At 62.6% G+C, this 16,930-nt stretch carries 1 protein-coding gene; it reads left to right on the top strand.

The genetic code is table 11. From position 1 onward, the window contains the following. Positions 1-470: 470 nt before the first annotated feature. Positions 471-16,841, top strand: a complete 16,371-nt coding sequence (locus ABMA32_RS02580) for a carbohydrate-binding protein (RefSeq protein WP_349012160.1) — start codon at positions 471-473, stop codon at positions 16,839-16,841. Positions 16,842-16,930: the final 89 nt, after the last annotated feature.

Here is a 16,930-nt window from a genome sequence, read left to right as displayed (position 1 = left end):
CCGGACTCAGTTATTCACAAATAACTAATATGGCACATGTCAAAGATACCATTTGTTTAGTCAGGCAAATGATATCAATCATCCATCCTTGATTAGAAGAACATCATATGCGCAAATATTAATCACCACGATTCACTTTCCTGCGCATTTTGTTTATAAGACCGCTCTGGTCCTACCACTTTTTAGTCGGCAAGCGGCCGTTTTACAGACTCCTGATCGCTTCGGATTCACGTCACCATACCTAACGAGGGCTTAACAGGTCGATCTGGGGGATTGGCCGAAATCGGGACACGCGGTGTACGTGCGTGGCAAAGGGTGGTGTCATGGATCTGGATCCGTTCGCTGACGGGGCTGCCGGCCCTGCGGATGATCAACCCACGGCTGTGGCCGATCTCAACCAGAAGTCGGGCAAGAGTCCGCGATCTCTGCAAACCTCCTCCGACTTTACGATATCTGTCCCGAATGCAGGAATGCATGATCTGTTGGTGAGCTTCGCCAACGGGTGGAAGCAGAGCCGCTCCGCCATCCTGCAGATTGACGGCGTCCCAAAAGACAAAGTGAAATTTGAGCCCACGGGTTCATGGGCCAACTGGCAGACCAAGCTTCTGCATCTCGAGCTGCCCGCCGGCGACGTCAAGATTTCCATCGTCAACACGAACCGCTCAGGGCCCGAAATCGCCTCGGTTCATCTCGATACGCACGTCTTCCCCGGAAAGGGGCTTGCCATCGGCGACGACGCACTTGCCGCAATGGGCACCGCCGGCATCGCCGCCCTGGCGCTGGCGCTTAATCTGGACGCGGTGCAGTCCGGGACGGCGCCTTCAGGCCCGAAGGGGACACAGGCCATCCCGGAAGAAGTCGCGGCGGCCGGCCTTGGACAGGACGCAGCCGAAGTCGACGCCCCCCCCGGCGCACCGGTCGTACCAGACGATTCAGAGGAACCGGACGGCGACTTCCACCTGCACGGAAGTTCCTCGCCCATCCTCATGCGTGCGGACGTGCTCGCTCAGCCAATGACGTTCGCAAAGATCGCGACGGCGGAAATCAGCAACTTGGATATCGAACCGCAGCCCGAAGGCATCGCATTTTCCAGCGCGGCGTCCTTTGAGGCACTCGCAGCCGGTGACGAAGAGGAAGGATTCCAGACCATGCGCCTCGAAGCTGAAACGGCCGTTCGCGGAAACTCTGGTGGCACACAGTCAACGACGCCGAACCTGGTTATCGCCGGCACGCCGGGTATTCCAGTTAATGACGAGGCCAACGCCCAAGCCGCAAGTGGCGATGCTTATGTCGATTTTGCGGGCATAGGAACCAACTTCAACATCGGATCAGGCGAGTTCATCGAATGGACCTTCGAGGTGCCAGAGGCAGGGGTCTACGATCTCGCATTTGGCTACGCCTTCAACTCGGGCACGACCGTCGACCGCCCAATGAACCTGAAGGTCAACGGGCAACTATGGGACCGCCTGTTCGAGATGCCGGCGACGGCGTCGAACACCACCTATTCGGAGGCGCTGACGAGGGTCACCCTTCAGGAAGGCGTTAACACGGTACGGCTGACCACTACCGGCTACAGCGGAGCCAACCTCGACTATCTCGAGGTGCGCGCGGCCGATCCTGGCCGCATCGTCATCCAGGCCGAGAGCCTGCTTCCGACTGCCGATGCGGCGACGATGGACCCGACGGTCAATCGCGCGATTACCATACCCTATTTGATGGCAGAACCGGCTGTCGAGCAGTTCCGCGGAGGCGCCGAGGGCGACTCTTACTTGGATTGGGGCTCCAACGCCAATATTACGAATCTGCCTGTCACCGCGACCATCGCGGGCACCTATGCCGTTGTGGTAACATATGCCAATGGAGGCAATGCTCCCCGTAACATTCAGTTGTTGGGTGCCGATAATTCTCTCAAGGGAACCTTCAATTTCGCGCAGCTTCCCACGGCTCAAATTCCAGCGGCATATTTCGACGACTACCTCGACATCCCTGCCAGGATCCGGCCCAATGACAGCGCAAACGATGCCGACACCCACCCGGACCCGACCGGCTGGGAAAGCTGGCGCAAGGAAACGCTCAGCGCAGCAGGCAATCCGGTGACAATCCGGCTCGAAGCCGGTGCCAATATCTTTAAGCTCTCCGGAACTGCCGGTCCGAACATCGATAAGATCGAGTTCGTTCTTGTCGATCCCGACAACCGGGCTCCCGTGGCCCAGGATTTCGACGCTGCAGCCACCGAAGACACCGCGATCGTCATCGACGTCGCTGCGCACCTCGACGATCCGGACAATGATGCATTGACCATCGTCGCCGCCAGCGTGCCCGCATCGCAGGGCACCGTGAGCTTCAGCGGCACTCTGATCACCTTTACGCCTGCCGCCAACTTCCACGGCGAAGCAACAATCTCATACACCGTAGCCGACCCCAGCCTTCTGCAGGACACGGCCGAGATCACGGTCTCCGTTGCCAGCGTGAATGATGCGCCGGAGTCGCTGACAGTAACAGGCGCACTCGGGCTGCCGGAGGACGCGACTGCCGGCACTGTTGTGGGCGCCGTCTCGGCGCTCGATCCCGACGCCGGCGATACGCTGACCTATTCCGTCGACGATAGCAGGTTCACGATCAATGCCAGCGGAGAGATCGTGGTGGCCAGTGACGCCGCCTTCGATTCCACGACCGAGCCGACGATAACAATTCTGGTGACGGCAACCGATGCCGCTGGCCTCTCGACCTCGGAAGAAGCCGTCATTACAGTTGGCTTCGTCAACAGTGCACCGGAAGCCGAGGACTTTGCGGCAGAGACCGACGAAGACACCGCAATCACCATCAATGTCCTCGATTATATCAATGACCCCGATGGCGATGCGCTGACCGTCACCGCCACAGTTCCCGCCGCACAGGGAACCGTGTCGGTGAACGGCACCGAGATCACCTTCACGCCGGCCCTGAACTTCCACGGCGACGCGACCATCACATACACCGTCACCGATACCGGTACACTCGCCGCCGATGGCACAATCTCGGTCAGCGTTGCGCCGGAAAATGATGCTCCCACGATTTCAGGCTCACTTTCCGACGCAACCGTCCCGGCCGAGGGCGGCAGCCTGGCGCTTTCCTCGCTGATCGTATCCGACGTGGATGGCGACGCCACCACGCTCGGAATCCGTCTCGCCGGAGGGGGCTCGCTGCCTGCAGGCATCGGCATCTCTGGCGGTAGCGTGACGGTCGATGCATCCGTTGCGGCGGGCAACTACGAGATCGAAATCTTCGCCAATGACGGATCGGTGGACTCAAGCCCTGTCGCCTTTACGCTGACAAAATCTGCTCCGCCGCCGCCATTCTCACCCTTCGTGCTGCAGGCGGAAAACTTTACAATCGTGCCCGATAGCGACGCCGTCGCGACGAACGATTCGTTGGCCCGCACCCGTGCAAACGTAGCGAGCCACGAGACGGTTGATCCATCTCTGCTCGATCCGTTCGGGCTGCGGCCCGGCTACACGGGCGAAGGCTACCTCGACATCAACGGTACCCTGACAACACCGCGCGCGACCTTCCAACTCGACGCGCCGGCGGGCACCTACGAGATCCATTTGCGTCTCGCCAACGGCGCAACGGGTACCGGTGCCGGTTTCAACCGACCCGTTGCAGTTGCGGTGGATGGCATCCAACAGGGCGCTTCCCAGAATACAAACACCGGCGGCTTCGATATCTGGCAGATCCGGAGCTTCGTGGTCACGCTTACCGGGAATGGGCCGCACACCATCGGGATCATCCAGAGCGCAACTGCCGGCGCGCCGAACATCGACGCCGTTGCCATTACCGAACCCGGCGGGTCTCCTTCATTCTTCCTGCCGGTTTTCACGAGTGAAGCGACCGCGACGTTTGCCGAGAACGGCGTTGGCACTGTTCTCGACGTCAATGCCACCGACGGCGATGGCACCGCGCTTGTCTATGGGCTCAGCGGCAACGGCCCAGACGACGTGCTGTTCGACATCGATCCGACAACGGGCGTGCTGACCTTCAAGGCCTCGCCTGACTTCGAGACGGGCGGCGACAATTCGTATTCCGTCGAGGTGACGGTCACAGACGGCACGTCGACAGTGACTCAAGCCGTCTCCGTGACGGTATCCGATGTCAACGAGGCGCCCACGTCGGTAACCGCCGATGGAGTGCTGTCGCTTGCCGAGGACGCGGCTCCCGGCACCGTCGTCGGCAATGTCTCGGGGGTCGATCCCGATGCGGGAGACAGCCTGACATTCACCGTCGACGATGCGCGATTCACAGTCAACGCCAATGGCGAGATCGTCGTCGCAGACGGCGCGGCATTCGACTTCGAGGCCGAATCGAGCATCCCGCTGGTCATCACGGCGACCGACGAAGGCGGCCTCACGAAAACACTCAACGTATCCTTGGCCGTCACCGACGTGAACGAGCAGGTCCTGCCGTTCAACGTCACATTCAGCCTTGCCGGTATCACGTCCTACAGCCCGCAGGACGTCGGCACGGGTCTTTCCGTCGGCGACGAAGGCGCCACGCTCAACCTCGGTGGCAATCTGTGGAAGCGCGCCTCGCTTGGCGAGAGCTACACGATCACCGAGAACACCAAGCTCACCTTCACCTATACGATAGGCTCGGCACTTCCTGAGATTGTCGCCGTCGGTTTCGACGACGACAATTCCCCCTTCGAGACAGCCGACAAGTCCGTCTACCAGATTGCCGGCACAGAGAACCAGCCGGCCTTCGTCGACCTTCGCAACGGAGTTGTCGGCGCGCCTGGCACGACCGTGACGATCACCATCGACCTGGCCGCTCATGCCGGCAAGACGATTTCGTCGCTGGTGTTCATCGCCGATGACGATTCGCCGAGCAACGGCATCGGTTCGGCGAGCTTCACGAATGTTCAGCTCAGCGAGACGCCGGTCGAGGTGGAGAATGCGGCGCCGATCATCGTCGGCGGCGGCATCGCCGACCTGGTGGCGGACGAGCGCAGTTCCCTTGAGCTCGACCTGCCTTTCGTGGATCCGGACGGCGATACGTTGACCTACGTCCTGACCGTCACTGACTCGCTTGGTAATCCGGTCGCTGGCTTCGAAGGCCTCAGCGTCGAGGGTGGCGTGCTTGTCGGCCAGATCAATGCCGCACCGAGCACGATTCCCTACACTGTCACCATCGTCGCCAATGACGGCAATGGCGGAGAGACGAGCCTCAGCTTCGACCTTACGGTCGAGAATGTGAACGAGGCGCCCGAAGTCGACGCAGGCGTTGCCTTCGAGCCCCACTTCGGCAAGGTCGGCACTGAGATCGACGGCATCGACCTCAACCTGTTCAAGGACGCTTTTTCCGATCCGGACGGCGACGCGCTGACCTTCAGCGTCGAGGGTTTGCCGGAGGGGCTCAGCCTCAACAGCGAAGGCGTTATCGTCGGCACGCCGACGGGAACGGGCACCGGATCGTTCACCATCGTGGCGACCGACCCGGACGGGTTGCGCGCTGAGCTCGAGATCCAGCTCGATATCGAGGAAGCGGGCGTCGGCGACGTTACGATCGTCCAGGCAGAGCAGTTCACCGGACTTGGTTCGGCCACGAACTTCTTCGTCGCGGCGACCCCGGGCGCGTCCAACAATCAGGTCATCCGCACCGACGCCAATGAGGCAGGCTCAATTGCCACCGCCCTGGCGCAGAACGGGCTGACCGAAGGTTGGTACACAGTCACGATCACCGTTTATGACGAGACGGACGGCAACGCGACGTTCTCGCTGAAGATCGGCGACACGCAGCTGGCGACCAACAAGAGCTTCGCCGACGGGACGTTCGACAACAGCCTGCCGCGCGGCAATGCCGGCCAGGCCGGCAACCTGAAGACGATCAGCTTCGAGACGCCAGTCTTCGTCGACGCATCGACCATCGCGCTGCTCACCGGCCAGGCCGACGCAGGTGAGAACCTGCGCATCGACAAGCTGACGTTCACGCGCACCGCTTCTCCCGAGCTGCCGCCCTCGGCGATTGTGCTGGCGCCCGCTGCGATTGACGAAAACATCGCGGCCGGCGTCATCGGCACGCTTTCGGCAACAGACCCCGACGGCGAAGAGTCCGGGCTCGTCTATTCGACGACGGATGCCCGCTTCACGATTGTCGGCAACCAGCTCAGGCTCGCTGACGGCGTCAGTCTCGACCACGAGGCAGGCGAGACCGTCACGGTCGCTGTAACCGTAACCGACGCTCAGGGCCTATCCACGACAACCGATGTCACGATCACGGTCGGCGACGTCAACGAAGCGCCGGCGCTGGCGCCGACGGCAGCAATTGCCGATGTAACGCTTACCGAAGGCGAAGCGCAGTCGATCGATCTCGCTGCCGCGCTCGGGGCCACCGATCCCGACGCCGGGGACGCGGTGACCTACGAGGCGACCCTTGCGGGCGGCGGCGCGTTGCCGGCCGGCATCACGCTCGTCGGCTCGTCGCTGCAGATCGCCAATACGCTGGCCGTCGGAACCTACGAGATCACCGTGCTGGCTACGGACGGCGTTCTAGACTCGGACTCCGTCTCCTTTGCGGTGACCATCGAGGAAGAGGGAGACCCCGAACCCTTCCTGCTCACCATCCAGGCCGAGGATGGATTGCTCACGGTGCTGGACAACGACGCGGATACCAACGACACCACCGTCCGCGACCCGGATAACCAGGAGGGTGGGACAAATCCGCAGCTGGTCAACGGCCTGCGCCCAGGTTTCACCGGGACGGGTTATGTCGACTTCGGCAATTTCCCCGGCGACAATGTGGCCTACACGTTCGCAGTCCCGACCGCTGGCACCTATGAAATCCAGGTGCGCTACGCGACGAATCTGGCAAGGCCGCTGGCTTTTGCGGTGAACGACGTGGCGCAGCCCAACCTGCCCTTCGTTCCGACCGGTACAAACGTCGCGGGTCCGGACGAGGGCTTCAACAACTGGTCAATCCAAACCGTCTCGGTGCAGCTACAGGCTGGCTCCAACACAATTGCGTTTGCGCTGCCTGCCGGTGCGACTGGCGGCCCGAATCTCGATTCCATAACCATCATCGGCGAGGGCACCGCCCCCGACACCTCTGCTGACGCCGACGACCAGCCGTTGTTCCTCAGCGGACCTGACGGCCCTCTGTCAGGCGCCGCCAAGGACTCGATCAACTTCCAGCTTTCCGGCATCGATTCCGACATCGTCAAGGTCGAACTCAGCTTCGACGGCGGTGCGACGCGCGTCGAGGTTTTCCCGGATGCCGACGGCGACTTCACGGTCGACGGTTCCGCGCTGACGGCGGGCAACTACACAGTCACCACCTATGTGACCGACGACGCCGGCAATGTTGCCACCGAGGCGATGGACATCGTCGTCGCAGGTACCGTTGTCGACGTGCCGACCTTCACCATCCAGGCCGAGGACACCACGAAGGTGACCGTGCAGGATACCGGCACCGGCAATGCCGACGCCACGCTGACGCGTGTCGTCACCGCAGCCAATCCCGATGCCACCGGTAACTTCCGACCGGGCAGCGTCGGCGAAGCCTATATGGATTTCGGCGGCAATGCCGGCGACGCCATCACCATCAACGTCGACGCGCCGGAAGCCGGCACCTATCTCGTTACCTTCCGCTATGCGAATGGTGGCACGGCCGACCGTCCGCTCGACCTTTCGCTCAACGGGGGCGCGGCTACTTCGGTGTCGTTCGTGCCAGGCGCCTCCTCTGGAACGCCCGCCTCGCCGTGGAACACGTGGTTGGACAAGACCGTCGAGCTGACGCTGGTCGAAGGCACAAACACGATCAAGCTGACCATCCCGACCGGCGCGGTCGCCGGCCCGAATATCGACCAGATCACGTTCGACTTCCAGGACGGAGCGGAGAACCCGGTCGAACCCTTCTCGGTTACGATCGAAGGCGAAACCTTCACCACGTTCGACCCGGAAGCCGTCGACGACACAGTCGCCCGCACACCGACGAACCCGGAACCGGGCGCGACACCTGCCACCAGCGGTCCCGGCCTCGAATTCGACGCCAACGGTCTGCGGCCGGGCCACGAAGGCACTGGCTACATGGACATGGGCAACGACATTGGCGACAGCGCGTCGTTCACGATCGATGCCCCGGAAGCCGGCACCTACCAGTTGACAGTCCGCTATGCGAACGGCGGCGCGACCGATCGCCCGATGACGCTGAGCGTCGGTGGCGTGACCCAGACCCTGGCCTTTGCCTCCACCGCACCTGCTGGCTCGACTGCCGCTGTCGCTTGGCAGACCTGGGCGGAGTTCACCATCGACATTGAGCTCGATGCCGGCACCAACTCGATCTCCTTCACGAACACGATCGCCAACGGCCCCAACATCGACAACGTCACCATCAGCCGCGAAGGCACCGACCCCGTCGACACCCGCGAGCAGATACGCTTCGAAGAAGTCGTGAAGATCAACTTCCAGCCGCCCGCAGGCCAGACGACCCAAGGCCTGCCTGCGGGATTCCAGACACCGGCGGGCTATCTTGCCGATGTCGGGCTCGCCTACGGCGACCGCGGCAACGGCTTCAGCTACGGCTGGGTTACCGAGGCGAGCGTCGCCGACGGCACGGCCAACGGCACGATTGCTGCGGCGCAGCCGGCAAATGCGCACTGGTACAAGAATATCGCGACCGGCGCATCTGACCTGCAGAAAACCTACGCCCACTTCGAATATCCTGGTGGTGGCGTATCACGCGCCTGGGAAATGGGCCTGGAGAATGGCACCTACCAGGTCACCATCTCGGTCGGCGACACCGCCGGCGCTTTCGACAGCCTCTATGCAATCAACGTCGAGGGACAGGAATTCCTGCCGGATTGGATTCCCGCCAATCCCATCGACGGGACCACGACTGGCGGCGGTTTCCGTTCGACGCTTGTCACCCGCACCGTCACAGTCACCGATGGCCGCCTGACCATCGACTCGATCGGTGGCACCAACACCGAGATCCAGTACCTCGAGATTGAAAAGATCGAGGATCTGACGCCCGGCGATGGACGCACCGCCGACCTCGACTATTCCTATTTCGTGGCGCCGGTCGCCGACTCGCTGGACGGCCAGGTGTCGATCGCTCTCGGTCCGAACGGCGAACTTCCGGTCGATATCGATCCGACCTCGATGTTCGTCATCGGCGTCAACGTCCAGGCCGAAGGCAATCGCGGGCCAAACATCACACACACCGAGAACATCAAGCTCGTCGAGACTCTGACCGGTATCGAGGTCGAGATCGACGTGCAGATCAGCGGCGGCGCGGACTCGCTGACCATCCGGCCGGTGACCGCACTGAAAGAGAACACCAGCTACACGCTGAAGGTGCAGGACGTGCTGGACCTCGGCTCCATCACCGATCCGGATGCACCGCTTCGCCAGATGCAGGACCTTACAACGACGTTCGTTACCGGCGAAGCGCCGGAGGATGTCGCGCGCGAGGTGGCATTCTCGACCAGTGTTCAGCTCAACGGCTTCGCTGACGGGGCCGGCGGCTACACCTCAATCGAGTTCGGCCCAGACGGCAAACTCTACGTTGCCACCATCACCGGCGAAATTCATCGCTGGAACGTCAATTCTGACGGCACCATCGACAAAGCATCCCAGGAGACCGTGGCGCTCGACTATCTCGATGCCGGCGGAGGCGAGCGACGCGGCATCGTCGGCTTCGTGTTCGATCCGAACGATCCCAATACGATCTGGATCACCGACAACGCTCCGATCCCGCGCGAGCAGAAGGCCTTCGACACGCCCGAATTCTCCGGACGCGTCAGCAAGGTCACGCTCGGGCCTGGCGGCTCGCTCGAGGACGCGACTGCCGAAACCTACATCAGGGGCTTGCCCCGCTCCGGCGCCGACCATCTGTCGAACAGCCTCGAGTTCCGCGAGAACCCTGATTTCGGCCAGGCGGGCGAGCCTGAATACCTGCTCTATATGAGCCAGGGGTCCAATTCCGCGGCCGGCGCCCCTGACGGTGCCTGGGGCAACCGTCCTGAGCGCCTGCTCAACGCGGCGATCCTCGAGATCGACCCGACCAAGACGCCACCAGCCGGCGGCTTCAACGTGCAGACCGAGCCGCTGACCAACAACAGCCCGACGACGCAGAACCCCGCCTCGGCCTTCAACGCGGACGGCACCTATCCCGGTTTCTACAATCCGTACGCCGAAGACGCCGTACTGACGATATACGCCACCGGCGTCCGCAATGCCTACGACCTCGTCTGGCACTCGAACGGCCATCTCTACGTGCCGACCAACGGCACGGCGTCGGGCGGCAAGACGCCGAACGATCCTACGCAGCCTGGTCTCGACACGGTCATCGCCAACTCGCCGAAGCAGTACGACTACTTCTTCACGGTTGACGAGGGGGGCTATTACGGCCACCCCAACGTCCTCCACGATCAGTACATACTGAACGGCGGCAATCCGACCTCCGGGCTGGACCCGAACGAAGTGGTTGGCGGCAACGACGGCAACTCGGCAACCGACGGCTATCAGGTCGGCGTCGATCCCGACCCGGACTACGATCTCGATGGCGTTTACAACCTCGGCTACAACCGTTCGCCGAACGGCGCCATCGAGTACACCGGCAATGCATTCGGCTCGAACCTGAAGGGCGCGATCCTGTTCGCGCAGTTCTCGACCGGCGACAACGTGCGCATGATCCGCGTCGACTCGAACGGCAACATCATCGGCGACGACGTGCTGCGCAGGCCGGACGGCTCCGTCATCAACAACTACATCGATCCGCTCGACATCATTCAGAACCCGGTTACCGGCCAGCTCTATTTGATGACGCTCAATCGCAGCACGGGCGCCAGCCAACTCATCCTGTTGACGCCGGCTCCGGGCGGAATCACCGAAGACGTCACGGCGAACGAGGGCGGGGACCTCGCTCTGGTCGCCTTCGATGTCTCAGACCCCGCTGCTGCCGTGTTCCAGATCAACGGCCTGGACGACGACATCACGGCGGTGCGCGTGCGCTTCAACAACGGGCCGGAGACGACCGTCACGCTGAACGCGCAGGACCGCTTTACCATCGACATCGGCTCGCTCAGCGGCACCGTTACGGCGACCATCCGTGTTACGGATGACGACCTAAACGAGGCGAGTGTCTCGACGAGCTTCACGCCGGGCGTGGAGCCCGAGCAGCCGGAATTCGTCACGCTGATGACTATTCAGGCCGAAGACAAGACGCCGGCCGATGGGACTGCGGTAACCGTGCCGACAAGTGCTGCGGCGCAAATTCAGATCCGTGACGCGAGCAACACGGAGGCGAACACAGGCGCCGGTTATGTTAACGGCCTGCGTCCCGGCGCCATCGGCCTTGATGGAAACACGGACAATCTCGACGGCACGCCTGGCGGTTACGCGGATTTCGGCTCGACCAACGCCGACTTCCTCACCTTCACGTTCACCGTCCCATCCGACGACGCCGGCACAGCGATACTGCGCTTCCGCTATGCCAACGGTTCGACGGTCGATCGGCCACTGCAACTCGAGGTCAACGGCACCATCATCAAGGTGCAGTCTTTCGTGCCGACAACCCCTGCCGGCGGAACGGTCGACGGATGGACGGTATGGTCCACTGTAGAGATCCCGGTCTCGCTCGTCGCCGGCCAGAACACGGTGACGCTGCGCGCGGTCAATGCGACCGGCCCGAACATCGACCAGCTCGAGATTCTGGTACCTAGCGAGCCAGACACCACTACGCCGAATGACGGCGAGACGGTGATCAACGGCGTGACATACGTCCTCTACGAGGCGGAGAACGCGGCATCGACCGGCAGCCCCGCAATCGTCAGTGAGGATCGCAACCAGTCCGGCGACTTCGTCGACTTCCTCGGCCCTGACACGGAGACGCTGACCTGGACCGTGGAGGTCTCGGCGGCCGGTGTCTATGGTGTCGATATCCTCTACGCGCTTGGCACCAACAAGGCGGCACGTCCCATGGGGCTCTCCGTGAACGGGACGCCCGTCGAGACGCTGCCTTTTGTGCCCAACAGCCCCGAGGCTGAAAATGTCTGGGGCGCGCAGCAGACAACGCTACTGCTCAATGCCGGCGTCAATACCATCACAATCTCCGCGCCTGGCGGCGTCGCGCCGAACATCGACCTTCTACGCATTACCAAGAGCCCCCTTGCGGAGTTCGAGCCGGACTATGTCCAGATTGACGGCAGCGGCCGCATCGAACTCGAAGCACAGGATGGCTCGGCCCACATCGTCAATGGCAGCACGGTGGAGTTCTACTTCACCGTCGACGACAACGGCGTGTACAAGCTCGATGCCGCAGCCAATGCCAACGCTGCGAACGGCCAGGGTCTGACCTGGTTCCTCAACGGCGTCGAGATCGACGAGACTGACTTCCCGGGTATCGGCCTTGCAGGGGAGGAGTCCGTTTATCTCACTCTCACTGCTGGCACCCAGTATCAGATCAAGATCGTATCCGACGCGCCTGGCGCGGCCGGCATCGACTATCTCGACGTGAGCCCGGCGCCCGGCAACCCCAACGCCGACATCGGGATCCAGAGCCTCGATCCCGCCTATCTGGACAACCGTCTGCACTTCAGCTTCCTGGAAGATCCGGACGCAGTCGCTCCGGATGACGCCGACCGCGACTTCAAGGACAGCGGCACGGTGCGCATCAGCAACACCGGAACCGAACCGCTTACCTTCACCGAGACCGAACTGACCGGGCCGTTTGTGCTCGCCAATCCGGCGATCTTCACCGGGCTGACGCTCGCTCCCGGCGCGTTCATCGACGTGACGGTGTTGTTCAACCGCGCCGCCTACACGCCGCCGACCTCTAACGTGAATGGAACATCGACGATCTTCAGCGGCGAACTGACGATCGTCACAAACGACGCCGACGATCCGGTCACCACCATCGACCTGCGTGGTTTCTGGCAGGCACGCGACGAGGGAGGGCAGGAGCCGAACGTCAACGAAATCTGGCGCATCTTCGGCTTCGGCAATGTCATCGAGAACCTGACATTGATCGGCGGCGGTGAAAACTCGGCTCTGAGCACCAACGACGTCTTCGCCAAGACCGACCCCACCGAGGTGCTGTCGCCCTACTGGACGCTCGCAGACGGGGTCACCAGCGCCAAGGTTACACAGATAGCAGCGTTCCACGGAACGGGTGGCGCAACGCTTGCCATCCACAACCCCAACAACAAGGGCGCCCAGGTCACCTTCTGGAACCATGAGGGCACCGACAACCAGCGGCTGCTGCCCAACGCGGGCAACGACACGACGTTCGCCACGCGCACCTTCGGCAACTCCGACATACCGGACGGCTGGGCGGGCAACGAAGTGTTTGGTATCAGCGTTGCCGGCCTGTCGACCGACCCACGGCTGAACCCGACGGGCGACGTCATCGTTCCGGGCGCCCAGCAGGGCCACACCGTCAAGATGTTCCAGGCGCTGGACGAGGACGGAAACGTGATCCCGAACGTCTATCTCGGCATCATGGACTACACTGGCATCAACTACGACTACAACGACAACCTCTTCGTCATCGAAGGCGTAAAGCCGGTTGGTTTCGGCCAGGACCTGAGGCTTGCGGGATTGGACGACGCGGCGGCCGACGAGCGTCTGGTGTTCACCAGCATCGACAATCCGGCCAACGCCCAGCAGAGCTTCCGCAACGAAGCCGTGCTGACCATCGCCAATGATGGCTTCGCGGCGCTCAATATCAGCTCGATCGTGCTCGGCGACACCGCGAACTTCCAGATTGTCGGTGCAATCTCGACGACGGTTGCGGCCGGCGGTAGCGCGCAGATAACTGTGCGGTACATCGGCACGCATGCCGGAACGACAGCCGGTGCTCAGCTGCACACCTCAACGCTCACCATCAACTCGGACGATTACGCCGAGGGCGTGAAGGTGGTTCAGCTTGCCGGTTTGGCGCAGGAGTTCTCCGAGAACGGCTCCGAACCCACAGTCGAGCAGATTGTCGAGGCCTTCGGCTACGGCACCGACATGGCACAGGGCGAGCTCGCCAGCGGCGGCGCCGTCGAGACGATCGGCGACGAGGTGCTGATGCCCTACATGCAGCGGCTCGACAACACGCAGGCGGTGCAGGTCATCCAGATGGCGGCCTTCCTGCAGCAGAACAACGTTGCGCGGCTAGGCTTCCACGGCCTGAATTCCAGCACCGTGACCAACCTTTTTGCGCAGGACGACCAGGACTACCAGACCGTATCGCCGAACCCGCATGTCGCGGGCTCGGGCGCCGGCGCTGGTGTGGCGCGCGGCACGATCAACCAGAGCACGCCGTTCGGCCTCTACATATCGGTCGATGGCCGCCCCACCTACGCGTCATGGAGCGATCCTGAAGCCAACGAGATCGATCCGAATTTCGGCAGTCTCGTCGACAACAACGAGGGTCACCTCATCCGCTTCTTCCAGGCGCTTGACGCCCAGGGCAACGTGATCGAGGGCACCTATATCGGCATCCAGGATTATCCGGGCGCCGGCAACTACGACTACAACGACCACATGTTCGTCATAAAGAACGTCAAGCCGTACGAACTCACCGCGGCAAATGACGCCAACAATGACGACATCAATGATGCGTTGCAGAATGATGCGGACGGCGACGGGACGGTCAACTTCTTCGACCCGAACTCGAACCCGCCGGGCGGCGGCAACGACCGCGGCGCCTTCGTTGTGGGCGTCAACTTCGGCGGTGGAGCGATAGCCAACGATCCGGTGCTTGGCGTGCCTCTTCTTGCGCAGACCAACTCGCGGGTCACCATCACCGGCTCGGTTACGGCTTCTGCCGGAACGGACGTTGCTTCCAATCCCAACGGCGCCAACGCCGTGGCTGGTTCCGCCTTCAAGACCTATGAGGACGGCACCAACTGGACCGCCGCGATCACGGTACCGAATGGCACCTATGTGGTCGTCCTGCATACGCAGGAGACCTACTGGAACTCGCCCGGCATGCGTCAGTTCGACGTCAGCGTGAACGGCCAGCAGGTCATCAACAACCTCGACCCGTTTGTGGCGGCGGGCGGCGGCGACAAGCCCCTCGCCTTCGAAGCGCTTGTCACGGTGACGGACGGCAAGATCACGATCAACGCAACCGCCGATATCGACAACGCGGCGCTCAACGCGGTGACGATCTACGAGTATGACGCGCCGAGCACCGGCGACGGACAGGAGCCGTTCAACGGTACGGCCTTTGTGGTCGACGCCGACGGCGTTACCATCGACGCCAGCCTCTACGACGAAGGCGGCCAGGGCGTTGCCTACAACGATGCCGCCGGGCTGCAGGGCGGCACCAATGGCGGCCGCGCCGGGAGCTCGGTCGAGTCGACATCGTCGGGCGACATTGGCTGGATCGCGGGCGGCGAATGGCTGGAATACACGATCGACGTCGACACTGCCGGCGCCCACAACCTCAGCCTGTTGCTTGCCAATGCTGACGGCGCGGGCAGGTCGGCTGTCGTCAGCTTCTATCGGCCGGGCGAATCGACGCCCTATGCAACGAGCGCTTCGATCGCAAATCCGCAGACAGCGAGCTGGTCGACCTTCGTCAGCCGTTCCGGTGGCACAATCAATCTTGAAGAGGGCGAGCAGATCGTTCGCGTCACTTTCAATGGCGGCAGCCAAGACTTCCGTTCGTTCAACATTACGCCGGTGGTTGCACCCGTCACGCAGACACCGTTCGGCGGCACCGCGCCGGGCTTCACCAACGGCACACTAAACGTCGATGCGACCAACTTCGACAACGGCGGACAAGGCGTTGCCTACAACGACAATCCGGGTCTCGACGGCGGCAATACGACCGTGCGACCAGGCCGTGCTGTGGAGTTTGTCGGTGCCGGTAACGACATCGGCTACGTCAAGCCGGGCGAGTGGGTCGAATACACGATCAACGTGCCGACAACCGGCATCTACACCTTCTCCGCCAACGCCAAGACGCCCGTCGCCGGAGCAACCATCGCGGTCTCGCTCAACGGCACGACGGCGCTGGGGACCGTGACGCTCGCCGACGGCCATGCCGGCGGCAGCAACTTCGACAGCGCCGCCTTTGCTCAAAGCCAGGCGATATCGCTTTCGCTTGCTGCGGGTGTGCAGACCTTGCGCCTTACCTTCAACGGTCCGCTGGCGGCAAATGGCTACGTCCTCGACCTGGCCTCGTTCACGCTGCAGGCGCAGGTGCCGCAGACGCCGTTTGGCGGCACGGCGCCGGTGCTCGACGCCGACGGCCTGACGATCGACGGCATAGACTACGACAATGGCGGTCAGGGTGTCGCCTACAACGACGCCGCCGGCCTACAGGGTGGCACCAATGGCGGCAGGACAGGCAGCGCTGTCGAGGTTACGTCAGGCGGCAACATCGGCTGGATCGCGTCGGGCGAGTGGCTCGAGTACACGATCAACGTAACCGAGGCCGGCCCCTATAGCTTCAACCTTTCGATGTCGCTGGGTGATGCCACAGGACCAAACAGATCGGTCACGGCAACGTTCACCACCGGCAGCAATGTCGAGACGGTGACGGTCAACACGCCGCGTACCGGCACCTGGACAAACTTCCAGGACACGCAGGACGCGACCGTCGACCTGCCGGCGGGGATTACGGTCGTTCGACTGACATTCAACGGGGGCTCGCAGGATCTGGAGTCCTTCACTCTGGAGCCTGCGGCATCGGCGCTCATGGCGTCGGCCTTTGCCGCGCCGCAGTCTGAAGGACCTGAAGCTCTGTTCGTCAACTTGAGCGAAGACCTCTTTGCCGACCTTCCGGATTACGCGGACGATACCCCTGACGATGCGGGCACGCCTCCGCCGCAGGATCCAATCCAGGGCTACGATCTGGTGATGTGATGCGTGCGGCCCGGAGGCATGCTTCCGGGCCGCTCGATTCTTGGGTGTGGTGGCCGGATTGCAGCTTAACCTTAACTTGCTCAATGGGT

The organism is Mesorhizobium quangtriensis, assembly GCF_040081925.1.
GTDB classification, from domain to species: domain Bacteria; phylum Pseudomonadota; class Alphaproteobacteria; order Rhizobiales; family Rhizobiaceae; genus Mesorhizobium_K; species Mesorhizobium_K quangtriensis.
The sequence above is the reverse complement of the archived record's forward strand: the minus strand, read 5'-3'. Positions and strand labels throughout refer to the sequence as shown.

Coding starts and splice junctions, on each gene's coding strand:
- ABMA32_RS02580 (WP_349012160.1), top strand. CDS start 471: ATGCATGATCTGTTGGTGAGCTTCGCCAACGGGTGGAAGCAGAGCCGC.